This window comes from Nocardioides sp. NPDC059952 (genome assembly GCF_042730435.1).
Taxonomy (GTDB): domain Bacteria; phylum Actinomycetota; class Actinomycetes; order Propionibacteriales; family Nocardioidaceae; genus Nocardioides.
Genome location: NZ_JBHWLY010000001.1, coordinates 92427 through 105585 on the forward strand (window position 1 = coordinate 92427; position 13159 = coordinate 105585).

General features: G+C 70.0%; 12 protein-coding genes. 5 read left to right on the top strand and 7 right to left on the bottom strand.

Going from position 1 to position 13159, the window contains the following annotated elements:
* Positions 1 to 31: 31 nt before the first annotated feature.
* From ACFV9G_RS00400 to ACFV9G_RS00420, 5 genes are all read right to left on the bottom strand, one after another.
* Positions 32 to 799: an ANTAR domain-containing protein gene (locus ACFV9G_RS00400; RefSeq protein WP_378723744.1), complete on the bottom strand. Its 768-nt coding sequence runs from the start codon at positions 797 to 799 to the stop codon at positions 32 to 34.
* A 65-nt stretch (positions 800 to 864) separates the two neighbouring features.
* The gene (locus ACFV9G_RS00405) at positions 865 to 1554 is read right to left on the bottom strand and encodes a sensor histidine kinase (protein ID WP_378723746.1); all 690 of its coding nucleotides are present in this window, start codon (positions 1552 to 1554) and stop codon (positions 865 to 867) included.
* A gap of 135 nt (positions 1555 to 1689) precedes the next feature.
* On the bottom strand, positions 1690 to 2808 hold the full coding sequence (locus ACFV9G_RS00410) for an FAD-dependent oxidoreductase (protein ID WP_378723749.1): 1119 nt from the start codon (positions 2806 to 2808) through the stop codon (positions 1690 to 1692).
* Complete coding sequence (locus ACFV9G_RS00415) at positions 2805 to 3683, bottom strand: DUF1295 domain-containing protein (protein WP_378723751.1); 879 nt, start codon at positions 3681 to 3683, stop codon at positions 2805 to 2807. Before ACFV9G_RS00415 ends, ACFV9G_RS00410 begins: the two co-directional genes overlap by 4 nt.
* A 65-nt stretch (positions 3684 to 3748) precedes the next feature.
* Positions 3749 to 4405 carry a FadR/GntR family transcriptional regulator gene (locus tag ACFV9G_RS00420; protein ID WP_378723753.1) on the bottom strand — a complete coding sequence of 219 codons (657 nt, stop codon included), beginning with the start codon at positions 4403 to 4405 and terminating at the stop codon, positions 3749 to 3751.
* Between the two features lie 48 nt (positions 4406 to 4453).
* On the opposite strand from ACFV9G_RS00420, the gene ACFV9G_RS00425 reads away from it, so the two are divergent.
* A complete protein-coding gene (locus ACFV9G_RS00425; RefSeq protein ID WP_378723755.1) occupies positions 4454 to 5680 on the top strand; it encodes a CynX/NimT family MFS transporter in 1227 nt (408 codons plus the stop codon).
* Positions 5681 to 5701: 21 nt separating this feature from the next.
* Positions 5702 to 6328, top strand: a complete 627-nt coding sequence (locus ACFV9G_RS00430; RefSeq protein ID WP_378723757.1) for a hypothetical protein — start codon at positions 5702 to 5704, stop codon at positions 6326 to 6328.
* A gap of 3 nt (positions 6329 to 6331) precedes the next feature.
* On the opposite strand, the gene ACFV9G_RS00435 is transcribed toward ACFV9G_RS00430, so the two are convergent.
* Positions 6332 to 6985: a TetR/AcrR family transcriptional regulator gene (locus tag ACFV9G_RS00435; protein WP_378723759.1), complete on the bottom strand. Its 654-nt coding sequence runs from the start codon at positions 6983 to 6985 to the stop codon at positions 6332 to 6334.
* Between the two features lie 99 nt (positions 6986 to 7084).
* On the opposite strand from ACFV9G_RS00435, the gene ACFV9G_RS00440 reads away from it, so the two are divergent.
* Genes ACFV9G_RS00440 through ACFV9G_RS00450 form a run of 3 tightly spaced genes read left to right on the top strand, consistent with a single transcriptional unit; the run spans position 7085 to position 12160 of the window.
* Positions 7085 to 8569, top strand: coding sequence for an aldehyde dehydrogenase (locus ACFV9G_RS00440; RefSeq protein ID WP_378723762.1), 1485 nt, complete (start codon positions 7085 to 7087; stop codon positions 8567 to 8569).
* Positions 8570 to 8597: 28 nt separating this feature from the next.
* A complete protein-coding gene (locus ACFV9G_RS00445) occupies positions 8598 to 10112 on the top strand; it encodes an APC family permease (protein WP_378723765.1) in 1515 nt (504 codons plus the stop codon).
* Positions 10109 to 12160, top strand: coding sequence for an FAD-dependent oxidoreductase (locus ACFV9G_RS00450; protein ID WP_378723767.1), 2052 nt, complete (start codon positions 10109 to 10111; stop codon positions 12158 to 12160). Before ACFV9G_RS00445 ends, ACFV9G_RS00450 begins: the two co-directional genes overlap by 4 nt.
* A 74-nt stretch (positions 12161 to 12234) precedes the next feature.
* On the opposite strand, the gene ACFV9G_RS00455 is transcribed toward ACFV9G_RS00450, so the two are convergent.
* The gene (locus ACFV9G_RS00455; RefSeq protein ID WP_378723770.1) at positions 12235 to 13056 is read right to left on the bottom strand and encodes a carbon-nitrogen hydrolase family protein; all 822 of its coding nucleotides are present in this window, start codon (positions 13054 to 13056) and stop codon (positions 12235 to 12237) included.
* Positions 13057 to 13159 lie beyond the last annotated feature (103 nt).

The window sequence follows — 13159 nt, forward strand, 5'->3', positions numbered from 1 at the left end:
AGCGGGCCTTCGGCATGGTGTCCGGGACGATCTATCCAGACGCACGTGGGGAGCGTGGCCGAGGTGGCACCGACGACCGCTGCGGACCCGGCCGGTATCCGTTGTTCACGACCGCTTCGGCGATGCTTCTCACCGTGACGCCCCGGCGGCGCGCTTGGTCGCGGAGCCGGCCGAAGGCCTCGTCGGCGCCGATCGACTCGCTGGCGACCAGGACCCCCTTGGCCTGCTCGATCATGACCCTGGAGTCGAGTGCGTGCTGAAGCTGGCCGACGGTGTTCCTCTCGTTGTCCAACCGAGTCGCCGAGGTCAGGAACGCCGAGGTCAGCGTGCCGATGAAGCCGGCGAGACCGAGGTCCTCGCCGGACCAGCGGCGCGGCTTTCGGGAGTAGAGGGTGAGGCTGCCCTCGCCGTCCTCCTGGACGAGGGGGAGGAGGACGTGCGCCATCGCGCGGATGCCGAGACGGTCCGCGACCTCGAGCTCGGCCGTCACCGCGGCGTCGGCGACGGATACGTGGCGCAGGTCCCGCACCACGGCGACGGTGGCCGTGCGGGTGTCGGCCATCGCCATGAGCCGGTCCCCGAGCAGCGGTGGGACAGGGACGTCTCCCAGCGAGCTGAGCCGGGGTGTGGCCTGTGCGAGCACGGCGTCGTGGGCGTTGCTGAGCACCGCCGCGTCGACGGAGAGGAGACGGCACGTCGCTGCCGTGATCACCTCCAGGTCGCTGGACGGTGACTCGCCTGCGGCGAGCACGGTGACAAGATCGCTCAGGTCCGGCCAGGGCATCTCCGGGTTGCTCACGCTCGCGTCCCTCCCTTCACCCCGATCATGCCCCGTCGGGACGCGTCGCGCCACCCGATCCGTGGTCACCGGGCGGGGTGGGGCTCGTCACGCTGAGCAGGCATCGAGGTGGTGTCCACCGGGGTGAACGGGATATCCCAGTGCGCGACGGACGCGCCGTCCGGGTCGAGCGTGAAGGTGCAGCGTCCACCCAGGTGCTGGGCGCGGTCGAGCATCCCGACGAGATCGAGACCGGCACCGTCACGGCGCTGCCAGGCGCCGCGATCGGAGATCATGACGTCGATGGCGTGGTCGCCGATCGCGATCGTGATGTCGGGCCGGCCGCGGCCCGAACCCGCGGCCGCTGAGACGACCACACCCCCGAGGAGCTCACCCAGGCCCTGGGCGACCGTCGGTGGAAGCCGGTCGAGGTCGCCGTGCACCGAGATGCTCGCGCCGGGGGCCGACAGCTCGGCGCTCGCGTCGAGCAGTGTCTGCAGGATGAGTCCGTTCGCGTCGTGGGTGGCGTCCTGGTCGTCGCGCCGGTCGAGTCCGAACGCCAGTCTGCGAAGGCCCCGGATGATGTCGTCGATGTCGCCGACGGCATCTCTCAGCCGGTCCCCCGAGGGGCCTTGGACCGAGCTGCTGATCGAGACGAGCTTGAAGCCGAGAGTGAGTAGATGCGCCATCGCGACATCCCGAAGCTCTTCGGCGATGCGCTCGCGCTCCTGCAGAAGGTCTCGGCCGGAATCGCTGGCCGCGGTTGTTGCTGACATCACTGTCCCCTAAGAGCCGAGACATGACGGATCGACTGCCGGGGTCAGGGGCTTTACTCGTGGTCACGGCGGAATCACGAGGTCAACAGCAGGTTATCAGCAGGGCGACGCGATGGACACAGACGCGGCGACTAGTCAGCCACGGCCGCGGCGTACTCCCTTGTAGATGCCCCACCGGACGATCCAAGGCTGCAGGACGGCGTCGATCGTCCACGCGGGGAAGCGGAACGGGCGTCCGTCGGGCGCGAAGACCTGGAGCCCGTCTCGCTGAACGCCGATCACCGAGCCCCAGCGGCGACGCGGTGGTTGGTAGCTGTCGAGCGGCCTCCCCTGGAGAACTGCCTTGATGTTGCGAGCGAGAAGCCGGTCGGCGCGGTTCCTCGCGGAGGATCTCAGCTGGTCGGTGGCCGCTACATCGCCCACCGCGAAGACGCCGTTCTGCCCCGTGACCTGGAGATTCGGATCCACCACGACGAACCCGCGGTCGTCGAGGATCTCCGCGGGAAGCCAGCCGGTGTTGGGGTGCACGCGTCCGATGGCCCAGAGGACGGCGTCGGCCTTCGCCGGTGGTTGGCCGGTGCTCCACGTGACCGCGTCGCTGGTGATCTCGTCCCCGACGAAGCCGCGCGGAAGCTCGGCGCGATGGCTCGGGTGCAGCCCGACGCCTCTCTCGACAAGACGTCTCTCCAGGCTCTGCCACGTTCTTCGATGGTGCTGGGGGAGGGCGCGCTCGCCCGGGTAGTACAGGTCGACCTGCTTGTCGGGCCACGTGCTGCTGATGTTGGCCGCACTGCTGACAGCCGCTGCGCCACCGCCGATGACGATCACCGAGGCCGCTTTCCGCAGCTGCTGGTGGACATGCTGCAGGTCGGCATCGATCTGGTCGTCCGTCTGGAAGCCCGGCCTTCTCCAAAATCCGTTGCTGACCCCCGTCGAGATGACCAGCAGGTCGTACGGCTCAGGGCGGGTTGTGCCGTCCGGCCGCTCGACATGGACGGCCCGGTGCGCAAGGTCGAGGCCGACGAGAGTGCCGTGGATGGCATCGGCCCGATCGAGTCCGCGGAACCGGTCGAACGAGATCCGGTAGTCGCGCTCCCACTCGGCCGGTCTGCTGACTCGGGCGCCGAGCTCTTGGCCGCTGATCAGCCCTGGCTTCGTGGAGATCCCGACGACGTCGGCGTGCTTCGAGAGGCGTACCGCTGTCAGGACACCCGTGTCGCCGAGCCCCGCGATGACGACCCGCTTGCGCCTCACCCTGCCGCCTTGGGTGGTCTCGGCACGAGGCGGGGCACCCGGTCGATGACGTCCTGGTAGGCCGGCCGCCGCGCGAGACTGCGCTTCTCCATCATCGGGATGCTCGCACCCAGGAACATCGCCGTCATCGCGACGGTGCCGGCGAACAGCCACCACCAGTCGCCAGGCGAGGCGGCCAGGCCGAACAGGGCGAGGGAGAACCAGAAGCAGATCTCTCCGAAGTAGTTCGGGTGCCGCGACCAGCCCCAGAGTCCGCCGTCCATCACCTGGCCCGGTTGGCTGCCGCGGGTGAACCGGTGCATCTGAAGGTCCGCGCCGAACTCCAGGGCGACGGCACCAAGGCCCAGCGCGCAGGCGGCGATGTCGAGCCAGCCGACGTCCTGACCCGTGTGGGTGACCGCGACGTAGATCGGCAAGGATCCCAAGAAGACCTGGAGGGTCGGGATGAGGTGGATCGCGACGAGGTCCACGATCACCGCGAATCTGCCGGCCCGTTCGCGAAACAGCGGGTAGCGCCAGTCCTCGTGATGGAGCCCGGGGAACGCGTACACCCAGTTGCCGGTCAGCCGGATCGACCAACAGAGGACCACCAGCGCTACGAGGATGACGCGGACGTCGGGGACGTCCTCGCCGGCCGAGGCCCACCAATAGAGAAGGAGAAGCGGAGGAACGACGCTCCAGTACGCGTCGTAGAAGCTGGAGTTCTTGTGCAACCGGCTTGCACCGAAGATGACGAGCGTCGCGAGGACGTCTGCGATCAGGGTGTCGAGCCACAGGTGAGGCGTGTCAGGTCCCCAGATCAGCCAAGCCGTAGCCACAGCGAGGGCGATGACGTACGCCGCGGCGACGCGGACGAGAGACTCTGACTTGCTCACCGCTCGAAGGTAGTGGACCTTTCGAAGAATTGGAACATGTTCTAGCTGTGTCGAGTGGTCGGGCGTCAGCGGGCGAGCGTGTGGAGCAGACCGGTGACCGCGGCCGCGGCGGCGTCGGCATCCTGGGCGCGGATCGCGTCGAAGACGGCGACGTGCTCGTCGGCGATCTCGGCGGTCTCGTCATCGAGGTGAATGGTGGCGCGCAGGGTGTCCTCGAAGCCGGCGTAGAGCTCGATGAGGAGCGGGTTGTGGGTCGCGGTGACCACGCCGAGGTGGAACTCCGCGTCGGCCTCCGCGAAACCGTCGGCGTCCCCGGCTGCGACGGAGGCTGCGCGGCGTTCCATGATGGCGGTCAGGGATCGCAGGTCGTCCTCGGTGCGGCGCTCGGCAGCAAGTGCCGCGGCGCGGGTCTCGATCGCATGGCGGACCTCGAGGACGTGGGTCAGGTCGACCCGGCCGACCTGGCGCCTCATCATCGCGGCGACCTCGTTGGAGGCGGCGACGTACGTCCCGTCCCCGCGCCGCACCTCCAGCACCCCGGTGTGGGCCAGGGCTCGCACGGCCTCGCGGACCGTGTTGCGGCTGACGCCGAGCGCGGCGGCGAGCTCGGGCTCGGGCGGGATGCGGGTGCCGACGGCCCACTCGCCGTCGGTGAGGAGCTCGCGCATGCCGTCGATCGCCTGGTCGACCAGGGAGCGAGGCGTGGTGGTCGAGAGCGGCATGATGCCGTCCTTTCATCCAATCATCCGATGTCTGGCATCCTAGTGGGTGTGAAGTCGCGTCTCCAGTCCCGCCCCGAGTCACCGCCGTCGAACACCGCCGTTCGGTCGACGGCATGGCTGCTGATCGCGGTCCTGCTGGTGGCCGCGAACCTGCGCGGGGGCATCACGTCCCTCGGCGCCCTGCTCGACAGCCTCGACGGGCTCTCGGCCGGAACCAGATCCTTCCTGACGTCGCTGCCGGTGCTGTGCTTCGCGGTCGTCGGCGCGACCGGGATGACGCTCGCGCGCCGGCTCGGCGTGCACCGTGGCATCGGCGTCGCGCTCGGCCTGCTCGTGGCCGGTCTGCTGGTCCGGGTGGTCGGTGACCCGTGGCTGCTCCTCGTCGGCACGTTCGTCGCCTGTGCCGGCATCGCGCTGGCCAACGTGCTGCTTCCCGCGGTCGTCAAGGAGGGCTTCCCGAACCGGGTCGGCGCGGTCACCGGTGCCTACAGTGCGGTGATGTCCCTGGGTGCGGCGATCGCGGCCGGGGCCACGGTGCCGATCGCCCACGCCGCTGGGAGCTGGCGGGTCGGTCTCGGCGTCTGGGCGCTGCTCGCCCTCTTGGCCCTGCTGGCGTGGGTGCCGCACCTGAGGGAGCGCGACCTGCGCCGCGGTGGCGGGCCGCGGGTGTCGCTGTGGCGGGAGCCGGTCGCGTGGGCCGTGACCGTCGTCTTCGGCACCCAGTCGCTGTTCGCGTACGTCGTGATGAGCTGGCTGCCCAGCATCTACGCCGACGCCGGCTTCAGCCACGCGACGGCAGGGCTGCTGCTCGCGGTGAGCATCCTGGTCGGCGTACCCGTGTTCTTCCTGGCGCCGACGCTCGCGATCCGGTCGCCCCAGCAGGGCCACCTGGTCGCGGTCCTGACCGCGCTGCTGGCGATCGGGTTCGCCGGCCTCTGGCTCGCTCCCGTCGCCGGCGCCTGGCTCTGGGCGGTGCTGATCGGCATCGGCGGCGCGGTCTTCCCGGTGGTGCTGACCCTGTTCAGCATCCGCACCGCGACCACCGCCGGCACCACCGCGCTGTCCTCGATGGCCCAGAGCATCGGCTACCTGCTCGCCGCCGGCGGCCCCTTCCTCGTCGGCCTGCTGCGCGAGTCCACCGGCTCCTGGTCCGTCCCGATCGCGCTCCTGCTGGGCCTCGCGGTCATCCAGATCTGTGCCGGGTATGTCGCCGGCCGCCCGGTCGTCATCGGAGACCCGGATGACACGGTGCCGTCCTCCCGGCACGACCGCTGACGGGCGGCAATACTGCTGGGCATGACAGTGACTGCGGAGCGGACGGATCGGGTCGGACTCTCGGTGGTGGCGGCGGTGGTCGTCGTGGCGGTGGAGGCCGCGCGGCTGCTGCTCCTGGACCGGTTTCGGTGGGAGCTCGGCTATCCGGAGACCTACGCGGTCCAGGGTGTGCTGTTCACGCTGGTCTACCTGACGTACGCGGCGGTGCTGGTCTGGCGCGGACGAACGTTCGTTCGCCGGATCACGGCCCCGCTCCTTCTGCTCGTGCCCTGGCTCTTCGATTCCTTCTGGCTCGTGATGAGCTTCCTGATGGCGCGCGGGCCGTTCGACCTGCCGTCTGGTGAGTGGTGGCTGTGGATGATCCGGCTGCAGATGGTGGTCACGGTGCTGTGCCTGACGGCCGCGTGGGGGATCGCGCGGCGCCGGGGCTACCTGTGGCTGGTCGGGCTGGTCGTGCCCGGGGTGCTGATGTTGGTGTGGATCAGGTGGGCGGATCGGGCCTGGGAGACGCTGGGTGGTCAGCCGGTGGTCTCCGACCTCTTCATGATGGTGTCCACCGTGGCCATCCCGCTCATCGGCTGCCTGGCCTGCTGGGGCGTCGAGGCCCTGTCGCGGACGGCTCGACCGGCCCAGGTCGCGGCTGCCTGACAGCTATCTCGCGGCCGGCGGATTCTTTGCCTTCTTGGGCAATTCAGGGTTGGTCGGGGCGACCCGGACACCCAGTGCGGAGTGGGCGTAGCTGGCCAGCTGCTGCTCGGCCCGCTCCAGGGTCAGCGACGAGTTGTGAGCCAGGAGGTGGAGGCCGAAGGCGTCCTCGAGGGCGACGAAGTTGCGGGCGATCGCCTCGGCCGAGTCGGTGAGCGTGAAGACGCCGGTCGCGTGTCCGACCTCGAGCACGGCGACGTAGAGCGAGACCTCGCGGTCGAAGAGCAGCGTCATCAGGGTGGCGTGCATCGGGCTGCGGCTCGCGTTGACCGAGATCTCGTCGAGGACCTGGCTCAGCAGGAGGTCCTCACCTCGGGGAAGACCCGAGTACATCAGGCGACCGAGCTTCTCGGCGGGGGAGAGGTCGCCCTCGATCGCTCGCTGCCGCGACCAGTAGTAGCGGTCGGTCGCGGCCTGGTGGGCGGCCTCGATGAGGCCGTCGAGCTCGGGGTAGTAGTAGGCGATCAGGCGCGGTGAGATGCCGGCCTCGGCGGCGATGTTCTTCATCGTGGCGCCGGCCAGGCCATGGGTGCCGATCACGGTCAGTGTTGCCGCGGTCAGGTGTTCGCGTCGGGCGGCCTGGTCCTTGCGTCGAGCCATGCTCAACCGTAACGCCTATGTGAAATCTGTGGGCAGAAGATTGACACCCGGTGTGGCGAGGCTCATATTTGCGGTGAAGCGCAAAGAAAGGACTTGCACGTGCGAACCCACCAGGACTGGCTCGACCTAGCCGCCGAGGTCCGCCCACGGACACAACCATTCGTCGGGGGCCGTTCCGTCGACACCGCGGAGGGCTTCTTCGAGAACCGCAACCCCGCCACCGGCGCCCTGCTCGCCGAGGTCGCCGACGCCGGCGCCGCGGGTGTCGACGCCGCCGTGCGGGCGGCTCGGTCTGCGTACGACGACGGCGGGTGGTCGCGGGCGGGGGTCGGATTCCGTCGCGAGCGGATGCTCCGCTTCGCCGACCTCCTCGCCGATCACGCGGCTGAGCTGGCCGTCCTGGACGCGCTCGACATGGGCAAGCGGGTCGTGGATGCGTACGACCTGGACCTGCCGTTCTCGGTGAACCTGTTCCGCTACTACGCCGAGGCGATCGACAAGATCAACGACGAGGTCGCGCCGACCCCGCCGGGCACCACCGCCCTGATCCGCCGGGTCCCGCTCGGTGTCGTCGGCGCGGTCGTGCCGTGGAACTACCCGGTCGACATGCTCGCCTGGAAGGTCGCGCCCGCGATGGCCGCCGGCAACAGCGTCGTGCTGAAGCCCGCCGAGCAGTCACCGTCCTCGGCGCTGCGGATCGCCGAGCTCGCCGCCGAGGCCGGCATCCCCGACGGCGTCCTCAACGTCGTCCCCGGCCTGGGGGAGACCACCGGCCGCGCCCTCGGCCTACACCCCGACGTCGACGTGCTCGCCTTCACCGGCTCGACCGAGGTCGGCGCCTACTTCCTGCAGTACGCCGGCCAGTCCAACCTCAAGCAGGTCTGGCTCGAGTGCGGCGGCAAGAGCCCGCACGTCGTCTTCGCCGACGCCGAGGACCTCGCGGCCACCGCCAAGCAGACCGCCTTCGGCATCTGGTTCAACCAGGGCGCGGTCTGCTCGGCGCACTCCCGCGTCCTGGTCCAGCGCGAGGTCCACGAGGAGTTCGTCGACCTCGTCGCGAAGGAGGCCGCCGCGTACGCTCCCGGGGACCCGCTCGACCCGGCCGCCGGGATGGGCGCGATCGTCTCGCCCGAGCAGACCGACCGGATCATGGAGTTCGTCGACGGCGCCCGCGACTCCGGAGCGCGTCTGGTCACCGGCGGCGAGCGGGTCACCCGCGAGGGCAGCGACTGCTACGTCCAGCCCACCGTCTTCGACGGCGTCGACCCAGCCTCCACCCTCGCCCGCGAGGAGGTCTTCGGGCCGGTCCTGGCGGTCACTGCCTTCGACACCGAGGACGAGGCCGTCGCGCTCGCCAACGACACCGCGTACGGCCTGGCCGCCTCGGTCGCGACCAGCAACCTCGGCCGTGCGCACCGGCTCGCCGAGCGGATCCACGCCGGCACCGTGACCGTGAACGGCGTCGACGCCTTCAGCGCCTGGACCCCGTTCGGCGGGTTCAAGGGCTCGGGCTTCGGGCGCGACCTCTCACTCCACGCCCTCGACAAGTACGTCGGTCTCAAGACCGTCTGGATCAACCACTGACCTGCCCGCACCAACAGGGACATCAACCATGACGCAGACCAACCAGCCGACCGCGCTCGCGGCCGAGCAACAGTCACATCTCCGCAAGTCGCTGCGACGCTTCGACATCGTCTTCCTGCTCATCGCCGCCGTCGTCGGCCTCGAGACCCTCGGGCAGGTCTCGCTCTACGGCGCCGAGGCGTTCACGTGGGCGCTCGTGCTCGCGGTCTTCTTCCTCGTGCCGTACGGCCTGATCTTCGCCGAGACCGGCGCCGCGTTCAGCGAGGAGGGCGGGGCCTACACCTGGGTCCGGGACGCCTTCGGGCGCCCGGCGGCCGCGGTGGCCGCGATCCTGACCTGGATCACCCAGCCGGTGTGGGTGGGTGGCTCGATGGCCTTCCTCGCCGCCGAGACGGTGAGCACCTACATCACCCCGCTCGAGCACGGCTCGCTCGGCGACTACCTGTTCAAGATCGTGTTCATCTGGATCACCGTGGTCGCGGCGATCGCCAGCCTCGCCAAGGGCAAGTGGCTGCCGACCAGCGGCGCGATCCTCAAGGTCGCCCTGCTCGCGTTCTTCGTGCTGACCACGGTCATCTACGCCGCGAAGAACGGCGTCGTCGATCTCAGCGGAGGCGACTTCAGCCCGACCCTGCTCGGCCTGTTCGGCTCGGTGCCGATCCTGCTCTTCGCCTACCTCGGCTTCGAGTCGTCCAACAGCGCCGCCGGTGAGATGGAGAACCCGGCCCGCGACGTACCGGTCTCGATCTTCCGCTCCTGCGCGACCGCCGCGGTCTGCTACCTGGTGCCGATCTTCGCGATCCTGCTCGTCGTCCCCAGCGACGACATCACCGGCATCGGCGGCCTCCTCGACGCCGTCGGCACGGTCTACTCCGTCTACGGCGCCGCAGCGGAGCCGCTGCTCACGCTCACCGCCGTCGTCTTCGTCTACATCCTGATGAGCCAGGGCGCGGCGTGGATGATCATCTCCGACCGCATGCAGGCGATGACCGCGGCCGACGGCTCCTTCTTCGGCGGCTTCTTCGGCCGTTTCCACGAGGGTCTGGGCACTCCGGTGCGGGTCAACATGCTCTCCGGCGTCGTGGCGACCGTCTTCCTGCTGGTCGCGATGCAGGTCACCGGCGACGGCGCCTCGATCTTCGGTGTCGTCCTGACCATCTCGATCTCGACCTTCCTGCTCAGCTACCTGCTGGTCATCCCGGCCGCGATCCGGCTGCGCACCCGCTACCCCGACCGTCCGCGCCCGTTCCGGGTCCCCGTCTCCGACCGCGGCTTCGCGGTGCTCGGCTGGCTGGCCTTCGCCTGGGTCCTGCTCGGCTCGTGGGTCGCGGTGCTCCCGGGCACCCTCGAGCGGCTGTTCGGCGAGGCGTACCCGTTCAAGGAGATCTGGGGCGTGAGCCAGCTGACCTTCGAGGTCTTCACGCTCGGCACCCTCGGCTGCCTGCTGCTGCTGTGCGCCGTCGGGTACGTCCGCGGTGCCCGCGTCCGCGCCCAGGTCGGCGCCCCTGTCCCGTCCGTTCCCACCGAGGAGACCACTCGATGAACGCGTACGACATCCTGTTCGAGCCCGTGCAGATCGGGCCGTTCACCACGAAGAACCGCTTCTACCAGGTGCCCCACTGCAACGGCATGGGCTACCGCGACCCCAGCGCCCAGGCGGCGATGCGCAAGATCAAGGCCGAAGGCGGCTGGTCGGTCGTGTGCACCGAGCAGGTGGAGATCCACGCGACCTCCGACATCGCGCCGTTCATCGAGCTGCGGATCTGGGACGACCAGGACCTGCCCGCGCTCAAGCGGATCGCCGACGCGATCCACGAGGGCGGCGGCCTGGCCGGCATCGAGCTCGCCCACAACGGGATGAACGCGCCGAACCAGCTCAGCCGCGAGACCCCGCTCGGGCCCGCGCACCTCCCGGTCGCGCCCGACACCATCGCACCGGTCCAGGCCCGGGCGATGTCGCTGCAGGACATCGAGGACCTGCGGCGCTGGCACCGCAATGCCGTACGCCGCTCGCTCGAGGCCGGCTACGACGTCGTCTACGTCTACGGCGCCCACGGCTACGGCGCTCCGCACCACTTCCTCTCGCGGCGCTACAACAACCGCACCGACGCGTACGGTGGCTCGCTCGAGAACCGGATGCGGCTGCTCCGTGAGCTTCTCGAGGACACCATCGAGGAGGTCGCCGGGCGGGCCGCGGTGGCCTGCCGGATCACGGTCGAGGAGGAGATCGACGGCGGCATCACCCGCGAGGACATCGAGGGCGTGCTGCGCGAGCTCGGCGAGCTGCCCGACCTGTGGGACTTCGCGATGGGCAGCTGGGAGGGTGACTCGGTCACCTCGCGGTTCGCGCCCGAGGGTCGCCAGGAGGAGTTCGTCGCCGGGCTGAAGAAGCTGACCTCCAAGCCGGTGGTCGGCGTCGGTCGGTTCACCTCGCCCGACGCGATGGTGCGCCAGGTCAAGGCCGGGATCCTCGACCTGATCGGTGCCGCGCGCCCGTCGATCGCGGACCCGTTCCTGCCGAACAAGATCCGCGACGGCCGGCTCAACCTGATCCGCGAGTGCATCGGCTGCAACATCTGCGTCTCCGGCGACCTCACCATGTCGCCGATCCGCTGCACCCAGAACCCGAGCATGGGGGAGGAGTGGCGCCGCGGCTGGCACCCGGAGAAGATCCGGGCCAAGGAGAGCGACTCCCGCATCCTCGTCGTCGGCGCCGGTCCCTCCGGCCTGGAGGCGGCCCGTGCGCTCGGGCTCCGGGGCTACGACGTCGTGCTGGCCGAGGCCGGCCGCGACCTCGGTGGCCGGGTCACCGCAGAGTCGAAACTGCCGGGTCTCTCCGCGTGGGGCCGGGTCAAGGAGTACCGCGAGGCCGTCCTCGCCGAGCTCCCCAACGTCGAGATCTACCGTGAGTCGCCGATGACCGGAGAGGACATCGTCGAGTTCGGCTTCGAGCACGTCATCACCGCGACCGGCTCCACCTGGCGCACCGACGGCGTCGCGCGCTTCCACACCACCGCGATGCCGATCGCCGAGGGCATGCAGGTGCTCGGTCCGGACGATCTCTTCGCCGGTCGGCTGCCTTCGGGGAAGAAGGTGGTCGTCTACGACGACGACCACTACTACCTGGGCGGCGTCCTCGCCGAGCTGCTCGCGCAGAAGGGCTACGACGTCTCGATCGTCACCACTGCGTCGCAGGTCTCAGCCTGGACCAACAACACCTTCGAGATCAACCGGATCCAGCGCCGCCTGATCGAGAACGGCATCACCCGGGTCACCGACCACGCGGTCATGTCCGTCGGGGCCGGCGGCGTGCGGGTGCAGGACGTCTACGCGGGCATCGAGCGCGAGCTCGACTGCGACGCGGTCGTCATGGTCACCGCCCGCCTGCCGAAGGAGGAGCTCTACCTCGACCTCGTGGCCCGTCGCGACGCCGGCGAGATCGCCTCCGTACGCGGCATCGGCGACTCCTGGGCCCCCGCCACGATCGCCGCCGCAGTGTGGTCCGGTCGCCGCGCCGCCGAGGAGTTCGACGCCGTCCTGCCCTCCAACGACGAGGTGCCGTTCCGGCGCGAGGTGACCCAGCTGGCCTGAGGCGCAACCCTGCCGGCTGGTGCCCGGTGCGGAGGTGGGCGACCGCCTCCGCACCGGGTCATCTCGTATCCGGATCAGTAGAGCTCGGTGCGGGTGTCGGTCCACAGGGCCGCGCCGTGCACGTCGGCATCGGCGATCCCGGCGGCAAGGGCGACGGTGCAGGTGACGACGGACGGGCCGCCGGCGTCGTGGCGGGGCGCCTCGCAGACGATGGCGCCGTTCGGCGCGATCACCCGGCTGCGGCCGAACATGGCCGCCTCGCCCTCACCACCGGCCTGGTTGACCGTGATCCACCACTGGCCGTTGGCGAGGGCGTTGGCCGGGTGCAGCAGTTCCCACCAGGTCTCGGCACCGGCCTCGTAGGCGGCCGGCATCACCACCAGGCGGGCGCCGCGGTCGCGTAGCGCTCGGGCGTAGCCCGGCTGGTCGCCGTCGAAGCAGATCGCCATCCCGATCCGGCCGAAGGGCTCGGTATCGATCACCGTCGCCTCGGAGCCTGCGGCGAAGACGGCGTCCTCGGCGGTGGCGCGGTAGAGGTGAGCCTTGCGGTGTCGGGCAACGATCTCCCCGGTCGGGTCGTACACCACCGTCGTGTTGTAGGTGGCCTCCTCGGCCAGCTCCGGAACGGAGCCGGCGAACAGCCAGATGCCGTGGGTGCGCGCGGCCTCCGCGAGCCGATCGCTGCGCGGCCCGGGCACCGGCTCGGCGGCCGCGGCCACGATCTCCCCGAGCCGCGAAGCGTCGTAGCCGCTCGCCCACAGCTCGGGCAGGACAACCAGGTCAGCGCCCAGGTGGGCGGCTTCTGCGACGAGCGCGAGCGCGGTGTCGAGGTTGGTGGCCGGGTCGCCGGGCACGGCGTGCCACTGGACCATCCCGATCGTGACGCGGTCCTGCATGAGGGGTGCCTCCTGGAGAAGGGTGGGTGAACCCCTCATCACAGGTCCCGACAGGGGCGATGTCAACGAGCATCGGCATCTGATTTGCCGATGCAGAGCAACG